Annotated in this window: 15 protein-coding genes; 14 read left to right on the plus strand and 1 reads right to left on the minus strand. The window is 74.1% G+C overall.

Annotated elements, in window-relative coordinates; all coding sequences use genetic code 11:
* Positions 1-1,591 precede the first annotated feature (1,591 nt).
* A complete protein-coding gene (locus Aru02nite_RS14200; protein ID WP_203657979.1) occupies positions 1,592-2,731 on the plus strand; it encodes a tetratricopeptide repeat protein in 1,140 nt (379 codons plus the stop codon).
* Positions 2,728-3,753, plus strand: a complete 1,026-nt coding sequence (locus tag Aru02nite_RS14205) for an HAD-IIA family hydrolase (RefSeq protein WP_239076677.1) — start codon at positions 2,728-2,730, stop codon at positions 3,751-3,753. The genes Aru02nite_RS14200 and Aru02nite_RS14205 overlap by 4 nt, the downstream gene beginning before the upstream one ends.
* Before the next feature lie 248 nt (positions 3,754-4,001).
* On the opposite strand, the gene Aru02nite_RS14210 is transcribed toward Aru02nite_RS14205, so the two are convergent.
* A complete protein-coding gene (locus Aru02nite_RS14210; protein ID WP_203657980.1) occupies positions 4,002-4,340 on the minus strand; it encodes an SCP2 sterol-binding domain-containing protein in 339 nt (112 codons plus the stop codon).
* Positions 4,341-4,471: 131 nt separating this feature from the next.
* On the opposite strand from Aru02nite_RS14210, the gene Aru02nite_RS14215 reads away from it, so the two are divergent.
* From Aru02nite_RS14215 to Aru02nite_RS14270, 12 genes are all read left to right on the plus strand, one after another.
* The gene (locus Aru02nite_RS14215) at positions 4,472-4,954 is read left to right on the plus strand and encodes a phasin family protein (RefSeq protein WP_203657981.1); all 483 of its coding nucleotides are present in this window, start codon (positions 4,472-4,474) and stop codon (positions 4,952-4,954) included.
* Complete coding sequence (locus tag Aru02nite_RS14220; protein WP_203658098.1) at positions 4,951-5,307, plus strand: hypothetical protein; 357 nt, start codon at positions 4,951-4,953, stop codon at positions 5,305-5,307. The genes Aru02nite_RS14215 and Aru02nite_RS14220 overlap by 4 nt, the downstream gene beginning before the upstream one ends.
* Positions 5,308-5,316: 9 nt before the next feature.
* Complete coding sequence (locus Aru02nite_RS14225; protein ID WP_203657982.1) at positions 5,317-6,126, plus strand: TlyA family RNA methyltransferase; 810 nt, start codon at positions 5,317-5,319, stop codon at positions 6,124-6,126.
* Positions 6,123-7,007, plus strand: a complete 885-nt coding sequence (locus tag Aru02nite_RS14230) for an NAD kinase (protein WP_203657983.1) — start codon at positions 6,123-6,125, stop codon at positions 7,005-7,007. The genes Aru02nite_RS14225 and Aru02nite_RS14230 overlap by 4 nt, the downstream gene beginning before the upstream one ends.
* Positions 7,008-7,110: 103 nt before the next feature.
* The gene (recN, locus tag Aru02nite_RS14235) at positions 7,111-8,874 is read left to right on the plus strand and encodes a DNA repair protein RecN (RefSeq protein ID WP_203657984.1); all 1,764 of its coding nucleotides are present in this window, start codon (positions 7,111-7,113) and stop codon (positions 8,872-8,874) included.
* Positions 8,875-9,170: 296 nt separating this feature from the next.
* Positions 9,171-10,352: a putative cytokinetic ring protein SteA gene (steA, locus tag Aru02nite_RS14240; protein WP_203657985.1), complete on the plus strand. Its 1,182-nt coding sequence runs from the start codon at positions 9,171-9,173 to the stop codon at positions 10,350-10,352.
* A complete protein-coding gene (locus Aru02nite_RS14245) occupies positions 10,349-11,275 on the plus strand; it encodes a copper transporter (protein WP_203657986.1) in 927 nt (308 codons plus the stop codon). The genes steA and Aru02nite_RS14245 overlap by 4 nt, the downstream gene beginning before the upstream one ends.
* Positions 11,272-12,105: a hypothetical protein gene (locus Aru02nite_RS14250; RefSeq protein WP_239076678.1), complete on the plus strand. Its 834-nt coding sequence runs from the start codon at positions 11,272-11,274 to the stop codon at positions 12,103-12,105. Before Aru02nite_RS14245 ends, Aru02nite_RS14250 begins: the two co-directional genes overlap by 4 nt.
* A 562-nt stretch (positions 12,106-12,667) precedes the next feature.
* Positions 12,668-13,777: a glycosyltransferase family 4 protein gene (locus tag Aru02nite_RS14255; RefSeq protein ID WP_203657987.1), complete on the plus strand. Its 1,110-nt coding sequence runs from the start codon at positions 12,668-12,670 to the stop codon at positions 13,775-13,777.
* The gene (locus tag Aru02nite_RS14260) at positions 13,774-15,828 is read left to right on the plus strand and encodes a hypothetical protein (protein WP_203657988.1); all 2,055 of its coding nucleotides are present in this window, start codon (positions 13,774-13,776) and stop codon (positions 15,826-15,828) included. The genes Aru02nite_RS14255 and Aru02nite_RS14260 overlap by 4 nt, the downstream gene beginning before the upstream one ends.
* A gap of 244 nt (positions 15,829-16,072) precedes the next feature.
* The gene (gene pyrG / locus Aru02nite_RS14265; protein WP_239076679.1) at positions 16,073-17,794 is read left to right on the plus strand and encodes a CTP synthase; all 1,722 of its coding nucleotides are present in this window, start codon (positions 16,073-16,075) and stop codon (positions 17,792-17,794) included.
* Positions 17,791-18,381 (plus strand): NUDIX domain-containing protein, encoded by a 591-nt coding sequence (locus Aru02nite_RS14270; RefSeq protein ID WP_203657990.1) that lies wholly within the window; start codon positions 17,791-17,793, stop codon positions 18,379-18,381. Before pyrG ends, Aru02nite_RS14270 begins: the two co-directional genes overlap by 4 nt.
* Positions 18,382-18,492 lie beyond the last annotated feature (111 nt).

The raw sequence follows: 18,492 nt of genomic DNA on the forward strand, positions 1-18,492 counted from the left end.
GGAAGGCGCCGGAGAGTTGGAGCTTCAAGCTTCAGCACTCCGGCGCCTTTCTTGTGTCCGTAGGGCGTGACGATGGCCGGTCCATGCGCTGTATGACCGGAGACCGAGTGGTCCGACGGACTGGCGGAGCGAATACTGGAACGTGCCGGGACGACCCGAGGGCGAGCAGCTCTTGGGTGTGGGTCGGGCAGTCGGTGACTAGAGGAAGATGTCGGTCGTGCCATCCAACTTTGAACAGCGCGGCGCGCGCCGTGATCGTGACGACCAGTCCGGTCGTGGGCCGGAACGCCGTAATGGTGGCTCCGAGCGGTGGCGTGGTTCGGGCGCCAACAAGGGACGTTCCTCGGGAACGAGTGGCCGGGATGGGCGTGACGGCGGGGCCGGGCGTCCGGATCGTCGGGATTCCTCGGCGCAGCGCGGCCGACTGACTGGTGGTTCGGGACGGCGCGACGGTTCGGGTGGATCGAACTGGCAGCCACGTGATGGCCGGCATCAGGGCGGCCAGGGTGGTCGCGACGAGCGACCCGTACGACGTGAGTGGAGTCCTCGGCAGGATCGGGACGACCGTCGGGGTGGGCGTCCGGAGACCGGCCAGCGTGGTTACGGAGGCCGTGACCAGCGTGATCGTCCGCGCGAGTCGTGGGGCCGTGACGGTCGGCCGGGCCAGGATCGGCGCCCGTCGTATCGGTCGGGTTCGTCCGGGCCGTATCGGCAGGGTGCGTCCGGCGGTGAGCGGTCGGGCTCGTCGTACCGGGGTTCGGACCAGCGGGATCGCGGGCACGCGTCGGACGGCGGGTACCGGGGTGGCCGCGGTGACGGGCGCCCGACGTACCGGGGGACGGGTGGCGGGTTCCGTGATCGGGACCAGCAGCAGGGCCGGTCGTGGAACCAGGGCGACCGTGGCGCGCGGGACGATCGGCGTGGACAGGGCTTTGGCGGCCGGGGCGAGTCTGACCGGCGGGGGAACGACGCCCGCGGTACGGGTGAGCGCGGTGGATTCCGGCGCGAGGGCGGCGGGTACCGACCGGCTGGTGGAGACCGGGATCGGCGTACGGGTGGGCCCGGGCGCGGTGACGTAGGTCGGGGCGATGCGCGTGGTCGCCGGGACGACGGTCGAAGCCGCCCCGAGGGCGCGCGTGGCCGTCAGGACGACGGCCGGGGTCGCGCGGACGACGGGCGAGGTCGGTGGAACGACGGGCGCGGTCGCCCGGACGGCGCCCGCGACAGGCGCGATGACGGCCGTGGTCGGCGCGACGATGCGCGGGGTTCGCGTGGGCCCGTGCGCGACCAGCGTGGACCTGTGCGCGACCAGCGTGGAACCGGGCGCGACCAGCGTGGCGCACCGCGCGATGACCGCCGCGGGTCGTACCAGGATCGGCGTGGACCGCAGCAGGATCGGCGCGATGACCGGCGTGGGGCGTACCAGGGGCAGCGGGACGATCGGCGGGGTTCGCAGCAGGGCCGGCGGGACGATCGGCGGGGGCCGCAGCAGGATCGACGTGGACCGCGGCAGGACCGTACGGAGGAGCGACGGATCGAGCGCGCGCCGCGGCGTAGCGATGTCAGTTCGGATCCGGAGCTGCCGGATGCCGTGGCCGCGAACGAACTCGACCGTGAAGTACGCGCGGAGCTGCGGTCGCTGTCGAAGACGAGTGCGGACACGGTGTCGCGTCGGCTGGTCGCCTCCGGCGAACTGCTGAACGTGGACCCCGAGCTGGCGCTGCGGCACGCGATGGCGGCGCGGAAGATCGCGTCGCGGATCGCCGCGGTACGCGAGGCGGTCGGGCTGGCGGCGTACCAGTGTGGGCAGTGGCAGCTGGCGATCTCGGAGCTGCGGGCGTTCCAGCGGATGACCGGTCGGCGTACGCACATGGCGGTCATGGCGGACGCCGAGCGCGGGCTGGGCCGGCCGGAGCGGGCCGTGGACATGTTCCGGCACACCGATCGCAAGTCGGTGGCGCCGGCGGAGTGGATCGAGCTGCTGATCGTCGCCGCCGGGGCGCGGCGCGACATGGGGCAGCACGCGGCGGCCGTGACGATGCTGCAGATCCCGGCGCTGGAGGTCAACGGGACCGAGGCGTGGCGGCCGCGGCTGCGGTACGCGTACGCGGACTCGTTGGTGGAGGCGGGGCGGATCGAGGAGGCGTACCGGTGGTTCGCCCGGACGATCGAACTGGATCCGCAGGGCGACACGGATGCGGTGGATCGCCTGCTGGCGCTGGAAGGCGTCGTCATCGAGGGTGACGACCTGCCCGACGACACCGACGACGAGGACGAGGCGGAGCAGCCGGCCGGCCGGTCGCGGTCGACCGGGTCGTACGACGGGGCTCGGGATCGGCGTCCGGTGGATGACGTCGACGATGCCGCACCGGCGGAGTCGGCCGAGGTCAGCGGGTCGGACCGGGCCGAGAGCCGCGACGACGATTCGGCGGACGACCACGCGGTCGCCTCCGCGACGCGGGTCGGCGCCGACTCCGACGAGGTTGGTCCTGGGGCGCGGACCGGCGGCGACTCGGACGAGGTTGGTGCTGAGGCGCGGACCGGCGGCGGCTCCGACGAGGTTGGTGCTGAGGCGCGAATCGACGGCGGCTCCGACGAGGTCGGTCTTGAGGCTCGGGTCGGCGGCGACTCTGACGAGGACGGGGTCGGTTCCGGGGCACGGGTCGACGGAGCGGACGCGGACGGCTCGGGCGGGGCCGCCGGGGAGGGCCGGCCGGAGGGCGGGCGGTGACCGGCGGATCCCTGCTGGGCTGCGACGATCCGCTGGTCCCGGCGTACGACGTGGTGCTGTTGGACCTCGACGGCGTGGTGTACCTGGGGGACGAGGCGATTCCGTACGCGGCGGAGTCGCTCGCCGAGGTGCGGTCCCGTGGTGGCGCCGTGCACTTCGTGACGAACAACGCCGCGCGGCGCGCCGACACGGTGGCGGAGCGTCTACGCGGGTTCGGGGTCGCGGCCGAGCCGGACGAGGTGACCACGTCGGCGCAGGGTGCCGGCGCGCTCCTGGCCGAGCGGTGGCCGGCCGGGTCGCTGATCCTCGTGATCGGCTCGGACGCGCTGGCGGCGGAGATCGCCGACGCCGGCCTGGTGCCGACCCGGACCGCGGACGACAAGCCGGTCGCCGTCGTGCAGGGGTACGGCCGCGAGGTCGGCTGGGAGCAGCTCGCCGAGGCCACCGTCGCGGTCCGCGCCGGCGCGACGTGGGTCGCGACGAACCTGGACAGTACGTTGCCGTCGCCGCGGGGACCGTTGCCCGGCAACGGATCCATCGTGGCGGCCGTGGCACACGCGACCGGCCGGCGGCCCGACGCCGTCGTCGGCAAACCCGAGCCCGCACTGTTCGAACAGGCCGCGCGGCGCCGGCACGCCGACCGCCCGCTCGTGGTGGGCGACCGCCTCGACACCGACATCGAGGGCGGCAACCGCGCCGGCATGGCCAGCCTGCTCGTCATGACCGGCGTCACCACCGCCGCCGAGCTGCTCGCCGCACCACCGGAGCTGCGCCCCTCGTACCTGGCGGCGGACCTGCGCGGACTGCTCGTCCCGCACGAGATTCCGTCGTACGAGGGCGGTGTGGTCGGGTGCGGTGGCTGGTCGGTGCGCCGCGCGAACGGGGAGTGGCGACTCGCCGGGAACGGTGACGAGGTGACGGCGTTGCGCGCGCTGTGCGTGGCGTACTGGAGCGAGGCGGGACGGGTGGTCGGCGCGGACACCGCCGCCACCGACGTACTCACCGGGCTCGGCCTGTCCTGACCCGCGTCGAAGTTTCCTGACCAGCGGCGAATCCGCCTGCCAGCGTCGGATCCGACTGATCGGCGTCGGAGCCTTGAGACGGTCGGCCGGGGACCGTTGGTGGGAGTACCCGGAGCTGGTGGGGCGACGCTCGTGCTCGGCCGTGCTGAGCCGGTGGGTGGAGAAGGCCGGTGCCGTGGACCGGCGTGCGGGGGCCGAGGATTCTGGCTCAGCGAGGGCGGATCCGGCGCTCGCCCGCGGTGGGGCGGTCAGAGGAGTTTGCGGAGCTTCACCAGGTCGAGGACGTTCGCCTTGACGGCGAGGCGGCCGCTGGCCCAGGCGCGGGCGAAGTCGAGATCGCCGGCGACGAGGGCGACGAGGTCGTCACTGGTGAGTTCGAGACTGATCTTGGCGTCGGGGTCGTCGCCCTGCTCGATGTCGACGAACGCGCCGTCCTTGAGCCGGCCGTGGAACGCCTCGCCGAGATCACGCAGCCGGCATGCGATGGGCCGGTCGAGGTTGGCCTTTCCGCGCAGCTCGGCGGCGTGCGCGGTCATGCGCTCGGACAGGGTGTCCAGCGCGGCGCGGCACTCCTCGATGGTGGCCATGGGCACCTCCGGCTCGGGTCGGACACTCGATCGGCACGGTACCGCACGGTGTCCGAGGAACGCCCGGTAGCGTTCAGGGTGGACGAGATCGGATGGACGGTCGGCGAGGAACCCGGCACGAGGGGGCTCACATGCAGCAGGACGCCTGGCGCACGTACCTGGAGCTGGCGTTGGGGTTGACGGAGAAGCCGCGTAAACGGGCGAAGCAGGTCATGGACTCCCTCGCCGCGCAGAGCGGGGCGAGCGTCGAGCAGATCCGTTCGATGACCGAGGAACTGGTGGAGACCAGCCTGGCGAACCGGGAGGCGGTGTCGAAGCTGGTCCGGTCCGAGCTGGACCGTGCGTTGACCCGGGTCGGCCTGGCGAACGCGGAGGAACTCGCCGAGCTGCGGTCCCGGATCGACGACCTGGAGAAGCGGCTCGCCGTGGCCGAGGGTGGTACGGCGCCGGCCGCGAAGAAGGCGGCGCCGGCCCGTAAGGCGGCTGGGGCGGCGGGCGTCGCCAAGGCCGCGCCGAAGACGGCGAAGAAGGCCGCGGCCAAGAAGACGACGGCGAAGAAGGCCACGGCGAAGAAGACGACCGCGAAGAAGGCGACGCCGGGAGCCGACGGATGAGCGGGCCGACACCGCGCCCCGGGCCGCACCTGTTCGGCCGTCCCGCCGTGCCGTCCCCGAGCAGCGCGTCGCCCAGCGACCCCACCGCGGGCACCGTCCATGCGCCCATCGACGAGCCGGCCCCGAACCAGGAGGCCGCGGACCACCAGGCCGACGGCCAGCAGCCCGACGAGCAGCAGGCCGGTGAGCGGTTGGCCGGTGACGCGGTGGTACCGACGGGTGAGGCGCGGGTGGACGAGGCGCTGGCGACGCTGGACGGGCTGGCCGGACGGCCGGTGTCCGAGCAGGTCGCCGGGTACGAGGAGATCCACCGGGCGTTGCAGGACACGTTGGCGACGGTGGACGAGGCGTGAGTACGGGGCATGGCGCGTAGGGCCCGGCTGGACGCGGAGCTGGTACGGCGCGGGTTGGCGCGGTCGCGCGAGCAGGCGGGCGAGCTGGTCGGCTCGGGGCTGGTCGAGGTGGCCGGTGTGGTGGCGCGGAAGGCGGCGACCGCGGTCGATCCGGCGGTGGCGATCCGGGTCCGTGACGCGGGCCCGGTGTACGTGTCGCGCGGGGCGTACAAGTTGATCGGGGCGTTGGAGGCGTTCGGCGTGCCGGTCGAGGGGCGGCGCTGCCTGGACGCGGGCGCGTCGACCGGCGGGTTCACGGACGTGTTGCTGCGCAACGGCGCGCGCGAGGTGGTCGCGGTCGACGTCGGGTACGGGCAGTTGGCGTGGGCGCTGCGTACGGACGAGCGGGTCCGGGTGTACGAGCGGACGAACGTGCGGACGCTGACGGCGGAGGCGATCGACGGCCCGGCGGAGCTGTGCGTGGCGGACCTGTCGTTCATCTCGCTGCGGCTGGTACTGCCGGCGTTGGCGGCGTGCCTGACCGCCGACGCGGACCTGGTGCCGATGGTGAAGCCGCAGTTCGAGGTGGGCAAGGAACGGGTCGGTACGGGCGGTGTGGTGCGCGATCCGGCGTTGCGCGCGGAGGCGGTCGTCGACGTGGCGCGCGCGGCGGGCGAGCTGGGGCTGGGCGTGGCGGGGGTGACGGCGAGTCCGCTGCCGGGCCCGTCGGGCAACGTCGAGTTCTTCCTGTGGCTGCGGCGGGACGCGCCGCCGGTGGACCCGGCGGAGGTGTACCGGTGCGCCGGTGCGGAGCCGCCCGAGACGGCGGAGGACCCGTGAGCCGCGAGGCGCTGCTGATCACCCACACCGGCCGGCGGGACGCCACGGTGCACGCGCAGACCGTGGCGCGGGACCTGCTGGCCGCGGGCCTCCGGGTGCGCGTACTGGCCGACGAGGTCGGTGACCTGGATGTACCGGGGCTGGTGTCGGTGGGTGCGGAGGAGGCGGCGGACGGCGTCGAGATCGTCTTCGCGCTGGGCGGGGACGGGACGCTGCTGCGCGCCGCGGAGCTGGCCCGTCCGGTACGGGCGCCGCTGCTCGGCATCAACCTGGGCCGGGTCGGGTTCCTCGCCGAGGCCGAGTTCGACGACCTGGACCAGGCCGTACGGGACGTCTGCGACGGCGCGTACACGGTGGAGGAGCGGTTGACGCTGGACGTCACCGTGTACCGCGGCGGGGAGGTCGTGGCGCGCTCGTGGGCGCTGAACGAGGCGACCGTGGAGAAGGGCACCCGGGAGCGGATGCTGGAGGTGCTCGTCGAGGTCGACGGCCGCCCCCTCTCCCGGTACGGCTGCGACGGCGTGGTGTGCGCGACCCCGACCGGCTCGACGGCGTACGCGTTCTCGGCGGGCGGGCCGGTGGTGTGGCCGGGCGTGGAGGCGCTGCTGCTGGTACCGGTGAGCGCGCACGCGTTGTTCAGCAAGCCGCTGGTGGCGGCGCCGACGTCGACGTTCGCGATCACGGTCGAGCCGTACGCGTCGTTCGCGATGCTGAACTGCGACGGTCGCCGCATGGTCGAGCTGGATCCGGGCAGCCGCGTCGTGGTCGAGCGCGGCGAACTCCCGGTCCGGGTCGTACGACTGCGCCCGCAACCGTTCACGGACCGGCTGGTGAAGAAGTTCGCGTTGCCGGTGGACGGTTGGCGGGGCGCGCCGCGCTGACCGGCACGTACCTGGGCGTGTCGGGTGTGGTGGTCGGGCTGCTCGACCGGCGTGGCCGTCACCGACTCGCCGAACTGTCGCCCGGGGCGGCTAAGGTCGTCGTGTGCTGGAGGAGCTGCGCATCACCGGGCTGGGTGTCATCGACGACGCGACGTTGCCGTTGGACGCCGGGCTGACCGTGATCACCGGGGAGACCGGCGCGGGCAAGACGATGGTGGTGGCCGGTCTCGGCCTGCTGTTCGGCGGGCGGGCGGACGCCGGCCGGGTGCGCGCGGATCCGGGTCGGGCGGTCATCGAGGGCCGGTTGCGGTGCTCGGGCCGGGTGGCGAAGGCGGTCGCGGCGCGGATCGGCGACGCCGGCGCCGAGCCGGACGAGGACGGCGCGGTGTTGCTGTCCCGGTCGGTCAGCGCGGAGGGGCGGTCCCGGGCGCACGTCGGCGGCCGTTCGGTGCCGGTCGGTGTGCTGTCCGACATCGGCGGCCGGGTGCTGGCCGTGCACGGCCAGTCCGACCAGATGCGCCTGTTGCAGCCGCTCGAACAGCTCGCCACCCTCGACCGGTACGCGGGGCCCGAGCACGAGAAGCTGCTGGACACGTACCGGGAGGTGTTCGCGTCCTGGCGGCGGTGCGACGAGGAGCTGACCGAGCGCCGGGCGCACGCGCGGGAGCGTAACCAGCAGGTCGACCTGCTGCGGTTGGGGCTGGACGAGATCGCGGCGGTGGACCCGCAGCCGGGCGAGGACGTCGAGCTGCGTTCGCTGGCGCAGCGGCTGGAGCACACCGAGGGCCTGCGGAGTGCGGTGGCGGCGGCGCAGCAGGCCCTCGCCGGCGACATGGACGACCCGTCGGCCGGTGCGGACGCGTCGACGTTGCTCGGTGTGGCGCGGCACAGCCTGGAGAGCCAGCTCGACGTGGACGAGTCGCTCGGCGATCTGGCCGGGCGGGTCGAGAGCGCGGCGCGGCTCGTGGCGGACGTGTCGAGCGAGCTGACGACGTACCTGGCGAGCCTGGACGCGGATCCGGCGAAGCTCGCCGAGGTGCACGAGCGGCGGGCGGCGCTGCGCGCGCTGACCCGGAAGTACGCGGAGGACGTCGACGGTGTGCTGGCCTGGGCGCAGGATGCGCAGCGGCAGCTGACCGAGTTGGACTCGTCGGACGAGACGCTGGCGGCGTTGGAGGCGGAGCGGGACCGGTTGGCCGCCGACGTGGTCGAGCTCGCCGGGCGGTTGGGCGAGTCCCGCCGGGAGGCGTCGGAGCGGTTCGGGGTGGCGGTGAGCGCGGAGCTGGCGGGTCTGGCCATGCCGCACGCCCAGGTCGTCGCGCACGTCGCGGCGCGGCCGGTCGTAGCGGGCGCGCCGACGGCGTCGGTCGGCGGAGAGCCGGGCGGCGTCGGCCCGGACGGCGCGGACGAGGTGGAGCTGCGGCTGATCCCGCACCCGGGCGCCCCGGCGTTGCCGGTGCAGCGCGGCGCGTCGGGCGGTGAGCTGTCCCGGGTGATGCTGGCGGTCGAGGTGGTGTTCGCGGGCGCGGGCGGCCCGCCGACGCTGGTGTTCGACGAGGTGGACGCGGGTGTGGGCGGCGAGGCGGCGGTGGAGATCGGCCGCCGGTTGGCGAAGCTGGCCCGCCGCCACCAGGTGCTGGTGGTGACGCACCTGCCGCAGGTGGCCGCGTTCGCGGACCGGCATCTGGTGGTACAGAAGGGATCCACCGGTTCGGTGACGACCAGCGGGGTGCGGGTCGTGGAGGACAGCGACCGGGCGCGCGAGCTGGCCCGGATGCTGGCCGGTCTGCCCGACTCGTCCCTCGGCGTCGCACATGCCGAGGAACTGCTGGCGATGGCCCGGTCCGCGCGTACCCGGAAGCGTTGACCGGCGGGCAGAAACGTTGCGCGGCGAGCAGAAGCGTTGCGCGGCAGGCACCAGCGTTGCGCGGCGGGCACCGGCGTTGCGCGGCGGGCACTAGCGTCGTGCGGCGGGCACCGGCGTTGCGCGGCGGGCACTGGCCTTGAGCGGCGAGCACCCGGGCGGGGTGGGTGACCGTGCCGGGGAGTACCGGGATCGGGTCGGTTGTCCGGTGTTCGCGGGGCCGGCGGTGTCGGCGCTGATAGATTTGCGCGCATGTCGCGGTCGGGGTTACCGGCATCCCGGTGTCAGTATTAGTAGCGATGCGGCTACCTACCCTCCGTCGCAACCGGACGGCAGAAGCAGGCGCGGTCACGGGACCGGCCCGGCTTGATCGGCGCACGAAGCGGCTGACCGGTCGGCTCCGGCCCGGTGACATCGCGATCATCGATCACCTCGACCTCGACCGGGTCGCGGCGGACTCCCTGGTGAGCTGCGGCGTGGCAGCGGTCGTCAACGCGAAGCCGTCGATTTCCGGGCGGTACCCCAACCTCGGGCCGGAGGTGCTGGTCGCGGCCGGCATTCCGCTGGTCGACGACGTGGGTGAGGACGTGTTCCGCCGGATCCGCGAGGGTGACCCCGTGCGGATCGACGGCGGCACGGTGTTCGTCGGCGACGACAAGATCGCGACGGGCGCGCGGCAGGACGCGGAGACCGTCACGGCGGCGATGGCCGACGCCCGCGAGGGGTTGTCGGTGCAGCTGGAGGCGTTCGCCGGCAACACCATGGAGTACCTGCGGCGCGAGCGCGATCTGCTGCTCGACGGGGTCGGCGTGCCGGAGGTGGCGACGCGGCTCGCCGGCCGGCACTGCCTGATCGTGGTCCGGGGGTACGACTACAAGGCGGATCTGGACGTGCTGCGGCCGTACATCCGGGAGTTCAAGCCGGTGTTGATCGGCGTGGACGGCGGGGCGGACGCGCTGGTCGAGGCGGGGTACACGCCGGACATGATCGTCGGGGACATGGATTCGGTGTCCGACGACGTGCTGCGGTGCGGCGCCGAGGTCGTCGTCCACGCGTACGCGGACGGGCGCGCGCCGGGGCTGGCCCGGGTGGAGCGGCTGGGTGTGCCGGCGGTGACGTTCCCGGCGGCGGCGACCAGCGAGGACCTGGCGATGCTGCTGGCGGACGAGAAGGGTTCGTCGCTGATCGTGGCGGTCGGCACGCACGCGACGCTGGTCGAGTTCCTCGACAAGGGGCGCGGCGGGATGGCGTCGACGTTCCTGACCCGGCTGAAGGTCGGCGGCAAGCTGGTGGACGCGAAGGGCGTGTCCCGGCTGTACCGGCAGAACATCTCGACGTCGTCGCTGCTGTTGCTGGTGCTGGCGGCGATCGCGGCGCTGGCCGCGGCGGTGGCGGTGTCCACGATCAGCCGGTCCTATCTCCAGGTTCTCGCCGAATGGTGGGACAACCTTCTGTTCCAGGTGCAGAGGCTGTTTTCGTGATCAACTTCCGGTACCACGTCGTCTCGCTCACCGCTGTCTTCCTGGCCCTGGCCGTCGGGCTCGTGCTCGGCACCGCGGCGCTCAACGGCACGCTCACCGACAACCTGAACGACCAGGTCGGCGAGCTGCGCAAGTCGAACGAGCAGTACCGGGGGCAGGTGCAGCACCTGACCCAGGAGGCCAACAAGAAGGAGGACTTCGACCGGCAGTTGGCGCCGCGGATCCTCGCCGACACGGTGAAGGGCCGTTCGGTGCTGGTGTTGGCGCTGCCGGGCGCGGACGACAAGGCGGTCAGCGGCACCGAGCAGATGCTGGGGTACGGCGGGGCGACGGTGACCGGAGAGGTGAAGCTGACCGCGACGTTCACCGACCCGGCCAATTCGGACGCGTTGGGTGATCTGGCGTCGGCGAAGCTGCCGGTGGACATCCACACCACGCTGCCGAACAACGCCGACGGGGTCGAGTCGTCGGCGGCGCTGCTGGCCGCGGTACTCATGAAGCAGAAGCACGCGGTGTCGAAGGACTCCCGCACCACGGTGCTCACGGCGTACTCGACGGGGCAGAACCTGACGGTGGGCAAGGCGGTGACCGGGCCGGCCGAGGCGGTCGTGGTCGTGTCGGGCACGCCGGCCACGGACACGGACGCGGCGAAGCGCAACGCGGCGTCGTTGACCGTGGTGCGCCAGTTCGCGAAGGCGGGGCAGGCGGTCCTCGCCGGCCCCGGCACGTCGGGCGACGGCAACGTGATCGCGGCGGTACGCGGGGACGGCGCGCTGTCCTCCTCGGTGTCCACTGTGGACACCCTGAACCTGGTGCAGGGGCAGATCACCACGGTGCTCGCGCTGGCCCGCCAGTTCGGTGGCACGACCGGGAAGTACGGGCTGGGCGACGGAGCGGCGGACCTGCTGCCGACGGGCCAGTGACCGGCCGCGGCGTACTGCGCGGGCTGCTCGCGGCCGGTGCCGGTGCGCTCGCGGCGCGCGCCGTACTCCGGGCGGTGACGTCCAGCCCGGCCGCGGTCGCGCTGGAACGTACCAACCACCGCGGTCGTACGGTGACGCTCGCCGCGGGGCCGGCGCTGGCCACGGCGGCGGCGTCGGGCGCGGCGCTCGGCGCCGGTGACGTACGGCTGGGGGCGGCGGCGCTCACCGTCGGCCTGTCCGCCGGTGCCGTCGGCCTGTACGACGACATCGCCGGGCAGCGGCCGGATCAGCGCAGTACCAAGGGATTCCGGGGTCATCTCGGTGCGCTGCGCGAGGGGCGGGTGACCAGCGGGCTGGTGAAGATCGCGGGCATCGGCGTCGCCGGCCTGGCCGCCGCAGCGCTCGCCGAGAAACGCCCGTCCGTCGTCGACACCCTGCTGTCGGCCGGGGTGATCGCCGGCGCGGCGAACCTGGCGAACCTGTTCGACCTGCGTCCCGGACGGGCGCTGAAGGTCGGCCTGGCCACCGGCGCGCCGCTGCTGCTCGGCCCGGCCGGTGCCGTCGCCGCCGGTACGCTCGGCGCCTCCGCCGCGCTGCTACCCGACGACCTCGGCGAACGCGTGATGCTCGGCGACGGCGGAGCGAACGCGATGGGCGCACTGCTCGGCCTCGCCGCCACCCGCGCGACCGGTCGCGCCGGCCGGATCGCCCTGCTCGCCGGCATCGCCGGGCTCACCCTGGCCAGCGAGAAGGTCAGCTTCACCCGCGTCATCGAGGCCACCCCGGCCCTTCGCGCCGTCGACGAGTGGGGCCGCCGCCCCGCCGACTGACCGCCCCGCGGTTGTGGGTCGGACGGAGTCTCCGGCGCTCTGGACCCGCGCGGTGAGGTGCGTTGACCACTCCGCTGACCAGACCGGCGCCGCGCGCACCGTGGGCTGCGGCATCCGGTGTTCGCGTCCGGCGCTCCGACCGCCCGGTGACCAGACCCGGCGCGTCATCGACGAGTGGCGCCGCGCCCCGCCGACTGACCGGCCGCCGCGGGGTTGCGGGTGGGACGCCGGAGTCTCCGGCGCTCTGGACCCGCGCGGTGGCGAGGTGCGTTGACCACTCCGCTGACCAGACCGGCGCACACCGTGGGGTCTGCGTACGACGTGCTCGCTTCCGCCGCTCCGACCGCCCGGCGACCGGGCCCCGCGCCGTCAACGGGTGGCGCCGCGCCCCGCCGACTGACCGCTCGGCGACCGGACCCGGAGCGGCGCGGAGACCGGTTCGTACGGCGCCTGGGATGTTCCCGGCGTATCGGCCGGACGGTGCGGCGGACGGTCACCCGATCGTCGCGTACCCGGTCGGACCTGACACAGTGGTGTCCTGGCGGCGACGGGGAGACGTGCGGTGGGCGAACGGAGTCGGGTGGCTCTGGTGCTCGGCACCAGTACCGGTGGGATCGGCCGGCATGTCCGGTCGCTGGCGGCGGGGTTGTCGGCGGACGGGTACCGGGTGACGGTGTTGGGGCCGCCGGACACCGAGGTGCGGTTCGGGTTCACGGCGGTGGGTGCCGGGTTCCGGCCGGTGGGCATCGCGGCGGGCCTCGATCCGGTACGTGACGGCGGTGCGGTGGCGGCGTTGCGTCGCGGGCTGCGGGACGCGGATGTGGTGCACGCGCACGGGATGCGCGCGGGGCTGCTGGCCGCGGTGGCCCGCCCGCGTACCGCGCCGCTCGTGGTCACGTGGCACAACGTACTGATGGCCGGTGGGTTGTCGGGCCGCGTCCTGGGCGTACTGGAGCGGGTGGTGGCGCGGTCGGCGACGGTGTGCCTGTGCGCGTCGGACGACCTGGTGGGCCGGCTGCTCGCGCTGGGCGCCCGGGACGTACGGCCGGCGCCGGTGGCCGCGCCGGTGCTGTCCGAGCCGACGACCGCGGCCGCCGACGTACGCCGGGCGCTGGGTGCGAGCGACCGTCCGCTGGTGCTGTCCGTGGGCCGCCTGCACCCGCAGAAGGGGTACGACCTGCTCGTCGACGCGGCGGCCGGGTGGCGGGACCGCGATCCGGTGCCGCTGGTGGCGATCGCCGGCAGCGGCCCGGCCGAGGAGGATCTGGCGGCGCGGATCGCCGCGTCGGGCGCGCCGGTGGTACTGCTCGGTCACCGCGACGACGTGGCGGACCTGCTGGCCGCGTGCGACGTGGCGGTGGTGTCGAGCCGGTGGGAGGCGCGGCAGCTGTTCGCGCAGGAGGCGCTGCGGGCGGGCCGCCCGCTGGTGACGACCGCGGTCGGCGGGGTGCCGGGGCTGGTCGGTGACGCGGCCGTGCTGGTACCGGTGCGCGACGACGCGGCGACCGTCGCGGCGCTGTCCGCGGCGGTGACCGGCGTACTCGACGATCCGGACCGTGCCGGCACGTACGCGGCGGCGGGTCCGCGTCGCGCCGCGACCTGGCCCACCGAGGCGGACACGCTGAGCCGGGTCGAGGCGGTGTACGCCGAACTGCTCGGCTCGGACGGATGACCCTGGCCCGCTGGCTTCGTACGCTGGCGGCGCTGCTGCTGGCGGCCGTCGGCGTACTGGCGCTGCCTGGTCCGGCCGGTGCGGTGACGAGTAGCGACCGGGTGATCGTCGTCGGCGTACCGGGGCTGCGGTGGGACGACGTGACCGCAGCGGACACCCCGGCGCTGTGGGGGCTCGCCGCGCACGGCTCCGTCGGTACCCTGACCGCCCGGTCGACGCAGTCGCTGACCTGCGCGGACGACGGTTGGTTGACGTTGGGCGCGGGCAACCGGGCGCAGCGCGGTCCGCACCGGCTGGTGTCGGGGGACTGCCCGCGTACCCGGGTGGGTCTGGCGGTGCACGGCGACGGTTCGGCGGTGCTGGGCGATCAGCCGGCGGTGGTGCTGCGCAACCAGCCGGCGCGGTCGCGTCCCGGCGCCCTGGCCGAGGCCCTCCGCTGTACGACCGCGATCGGTCCGGGTGCGGCGATCGCGGCGGCCCGCCCGGTGGGCCGCATCAACCAGTACCTGCCGCGGCCGCCGGCGGACCTGCGCCCGGCGTTCGACCGCTGCCCGTTGACGGTGGTCGACGCCGGTACGGTGGCCGGCCCGGACCGTACTGCGCAGGCGCGCGACGCGGACCGGGTACTCGCCGAGGTGCTGGCGGACCGCCCGGAGCACTCGACCGTACTGGTGGTCGGCGTGGCGGACACGGACGCGCCGGCGCGGTTGCATGTGGCGGTCGCCGACGGCCCCGGGTTCGCCGACGGCTGGCTGTCGTCCGGCACCACCCACCGCACCGGGTACGTGCAGCTGTCGGACGTGGCGCCGACGGTGACGGCGGCGCTGGGGTTGCCGCGGCCGGTGTCGTTCGCGGGGCAGGCGTGGCAGCGCAGCACCGACCGTGGCCAGCCGCTCGCCGCGGCACGGCAGCGGATGATCGGCGCGGACCAGCTCTCGGTGACGACGGCGCGCAACTCCGGCCGGTTCGTCGCCGTACTCGTCGCCGTGCAGTTCGCCCTGTACCTGCTCGCCGGCGTGGCGCTGGTCCGGCTGGCGCGCCGGCCCGCGACCGACGGCCCGTCCCGCCGGATCCGGCCGGCGGTGGAGACGGGGGCGAGCGCGGCGGCGCTGATGGTGCCGGCGATGCTGCTGGCCGACCTGGTGCCGTGGTGGCGCGCGCCGCGTCCCGGCCTGGTACTCGTCCTGGTCGTGGCGGCCGTCGTGGTCACCCTGACCGCCGCCGTACGGCTCGGCCCGTGGCGCAGGCACCGCCTCGGGTGTACCGCCGCGACGGCCGCGGTGGTGGTGCTGGTGATCGGAGCCGACGCGCTCACCGGCGCCCATCTCGAACTCGACAACGTCGTCGGCTACGCGGCGGTCACCGGCGACCGGTACACGGGGCTCGGCATGGTCGGGCTGGGTGCGTTCGCCGCGGCGATCCTCGGGCTGGCCGGCTGCGCCGCGCGCGGCATGACCCGGCGGTACCGGTCGGTCGCGGTGGCGTTGCTCGGCGCCATCGGCGTGGTGATCGTGGGCAGCCCGTACCTGGGGGCGGATCCGGGTGCGGCGGTGGCGATGACGGCCGGCGTCGCCGTCGCCGCGGTACTCGCCGGCGGAGGTTGGCTGACGCTGACGCGGCTGGGCTGGGCGGTCGTCACGGGCGTGGTGGTGGCCGGCGCGTTCGCGCTGCTGGATCTCACCCGGCCGGCGGACCAGCGCGGCCATCTGGGGCGGTTTCTGGCGAACCTGTTCGGCGGGACGGCCCGCCCGGCGCTGAGCCGCGTCGCCGAGGCGAACACGGTGGCCACGCTGACCAGCCTGCTGACCGTACTGGTGGTCGTGGTGGCGCTGTTCACCGCGCTCGTACTGCTCAGCCCGGCGGGTGGGCTGCGCCGCGTGTACGGGTTGTTCCCGTCGCTGCGCGGGGCGCTGGTGGGCACGGCGGTCGCCGGCGTACTGGCGGGGTTGTTCGACGGTGCTGGGCTGATCGTGGCGGGCGCCGCCGCGTCGGTCGCCGTACCGCTGGCGATCCAGTACTGCCTGCAGGTGGTCCGGCCCCGGACGGACTGAAAAGTCCCGGTATCGCCGCCGGTAGCCGGACCCGCCGACGGGTAGGGCTCTTCGGCGCGCGCAGACCTGCTGTTACTCTGGAATCCCGTGGATCGCGTGGCGTTTTTTCGCGGACGGCCCGATGTCGGGACCGGCCAGCGGCCCCACCACCAGCGGCCTCACCACCAGCGGCTCGGCTCGGGCCAGGTCGGTGCGGCCGCCGTTGTTTTCACCGCATTCGCTGCACTCACCACGGGAGTCCGTTTTGGCCGCTTCGGCGCGAACGACCAAACACATCTTCGTCACCGGGGGCGTCGCCTCGTCGCTGGGTAAGGGCCTCACGGCGTCCAGCCTGGGCAACCTGCTCACCGCACGTGGGCTGCGGGTGGTGATGCAGAAGCTCGACCCGTACCTGAACGTCGACCCCGGCACCATGAACCCGTTCCAGCACGGCGAGGTGTTCGTCACCGAGGACGGCGCCGAGACCGACCTGGACGTCGGCCACTACGAGCGGTTCCTCGACTCGCCGCTGTCCGCCTCCGCCAACGTCACCACCGGCCAGGTGTACTCGACGGTCATCGCCAAGGAGCGCCGCGGCGAGTACCTGGGCGACACGGTGCAGGTGATCCCGCACATCACCAACGAGATCAAGGAACGCATCACCGCGATGGCCGCGCCGGACGCGCGCGGTCGCGCCCCCCACGTGGTGATCACCGAGGTCGGCGGCACGGTCGGCGACATCGAGTCGTTGCCGTTCCTGGAGGCGATCCGGCAGCTGCGGCACGAGATCGGCCGCGACAACTGCTTCTACCTGCACGTCTCGCTGGTGCCGTACCTGGCGCCGTCGGGTGAGCTGAAGACGAAGCCTACGCAGCACTCGGTGGCCGCGCTGCGCAACATCGGCATCCAGCCGGACGCGGTGGTCTGCCGCTCCGACCGGGAGATCCCCGAGGCCGTCAAGGCCAAGATCGGCCTGTACTGCGACGTCGACGCCGAGGCGGTCATCGGCTGCCCCGACGCGCCGAGCATCTACGACATCCCGAAGGTGCTGCACCGCGAGGGCCTCGACGCGTACGTGGTGCGGCGGATGAACCTGCCGTTCCGGGACGTGGACTGGACCAGCTGGGACGACCTGCTGCACCGGGTGCACCGGCCGCGCGGCACGGTCACGGTGGCGCTGGTCGGCAAGTACATCGACCTGCCCGATGCGTACCTGTCGGTGACGGAGGCGCTGCGGGCGGGCGGCTTCGCGCACCGGGCGCGGGTGGAGATCCGCTGGGTGCGCAGCGACGACTGCGAGACGGCGGCGGGCGCGGCGACCGCGCTGCGCGGCGTGGACGGCATCCTCGTTCCGGGCGGCTTCGGTGTCCGCGGCATCGAGGGCAAGATCGGCGCCGTGCGGTACGCGCGGGAGAACCAGATCCCGGTACTGGGCCTGTGCCTGGGCCTGCAGTGCATGGTGATCGAGGCGCTGCGGGACGTGGCCGGCCTGGTCGGTGCGGACTCGGCCGAGTTCGACGAGGACGCGGCGCATCCGGTGATCGCGACGATGGCCGACCAGCGCGACGTGGTCGCCGGCGAGCGCGACATGGGCGGCACGATGCGGCTCGGCGCGTACCCGGCGACGCTGCAGGCGGGTTCGCTCGTCGCCGAGGCGTACGGGGACACCGCGGTGAGCGAGCGGCACCGCCACCGGTACGAGGTGAACAACGCCTACCGGGACAAGCTCGCGGAGGCCGGCGTGATCGTCTCCGGCACGTCGCCGGACGGTCGGCTGGTGGAGTTCATCGAGATGCGCCGGGACGCGCATCCGTTCTTCGTCGCCACGCAGGCGCACCCGGAGTTCAAGTCCCGGCCGACGCGGCCGCACCCGCTGTTCCGCGCGTTCGTCGCCGCGGCCGTGGCGTACGCGGAGGCGGAGCGGCTGCCGGTGGACCTGCCGGACGACGAGCCGGCCGAGCTGAGCGCCGCCGAGGCCGCCGTATGACCAGCACCGACGCCGGCTACGAGGTGCTCGCGCACCGGGAGCAGCCGGTGAACAAGGTCTTCCGCCTGGTCTCCGACGACGTACGGATGCCCGACGGTGCGGTCGCCACCCGCGACTACCTCGGCCACACCGGCGCCGTCGCGGCGGTCTGCGTCGACCCCGACGGCCGGGTACTGCTGCTGCGCCAGTACCGGCATCCGGTCGGGCGGACGATGTGGGAACTGCCCGCCGGGCTGACCGACGAGCCGGGGGAGAAGCCGGTCGACGCGGCCCGCCGCGAGCTGGCCGAGGAGGCCGACCTCACCGCGGACCGCTGGGACCTGCTGCTCGACCTGCACACCACGCCCGGCTGCTCCGACGAGCTGATCCACGTGTACCTGGCGCGCGACGTCGCCGAGGTCCCGGCCGCCGAGCGGCACCAGCGGGTCGCCGAGGAGGCCGGGCTCACGACGAGCTGGGTCCCGCTCGACGACGCCGTACGCATGGTCCTGGCCGGCGAGATCACCAACGCCACCTGCGTGGCCGGCGTACTGGCCGCCGCGCGTGGCCGCGACACCGGCTGGGCGGACCTGCGCCCGGTGGACTGAGCGCGGACGTGGCCCGGCCGCCGCGCCGGGCCACCACCTCCCGCGACGGGGCGCTCCGCCGGTGGCGTACCGGGGGCATAAAAGGACCGGTGGGCAGGCCCGGAGCCGGGC

It is taken from the genome of Actinocatenispora rupis, from assembly GCF_016861975.1.
Classification (GTDB): Bacteria; Actinomycetota; Actinomycetes; order Mycobacteriales; family Micromonosporaceae; genus Actinocatenispora; species Actinocatenispora rupis.

Excerpts from the sequence above, each read along its gene's own strand:
- Aru02nite_RS14210 (WP_203657980.1), bottom strand. The coding sequence starts at position 4,340 with ATGGCCACCATCGAGGAGTGCCGCGCCGCGCTGGACACCCTGTCCGAG.
- Aru02nite_RS14215 (WP_203657981.1), top strand. The coding sequence starts at position 4,472 with ATGCAGCAGGACGCCTGGCGCACGTACCTGGAGCTGGCGTTGGGGTTG.
- Aru02nite_RS14220 (WP_203658098.1), top strand. The coding sequence starts at position 4,951 with ATGAGCGGGCCGACACCGCGCCCCGGGCCGCACCTGTTCGGCCGTCCC.
- Aru02nite_RS14225 (WP_203657982.1), top strand. The coding sequence starts at position 5,317 with ATGGCGCGTAGGGCCCGGCTGGACGCGGAGCTGGTACGGCGCGGGTTG.
- steA (WP_203657985.1), top strand. The coding sequence starts at position 9,171 with ATGCGGCTACCTACCCTCCGTCGCAACCGGACGGCAGAAGCAGGCGCG.
- Aru02nite_RS14260 (WP_203657988.1), top strand. The coding sequence starts at position 13,774 with ATGACCCTGGCCCGCTGGCTTCGTACGCTGGCGGCGCTGCTGCTGGCG.
- Aru02nite_RS14270 (WP_203657990.1), top strand. The coding sequence starts at position 17,791 with ATGACCAGCACCGACGCCGGCTACGAGGTGCTCGCGCACCGGGAGCAG.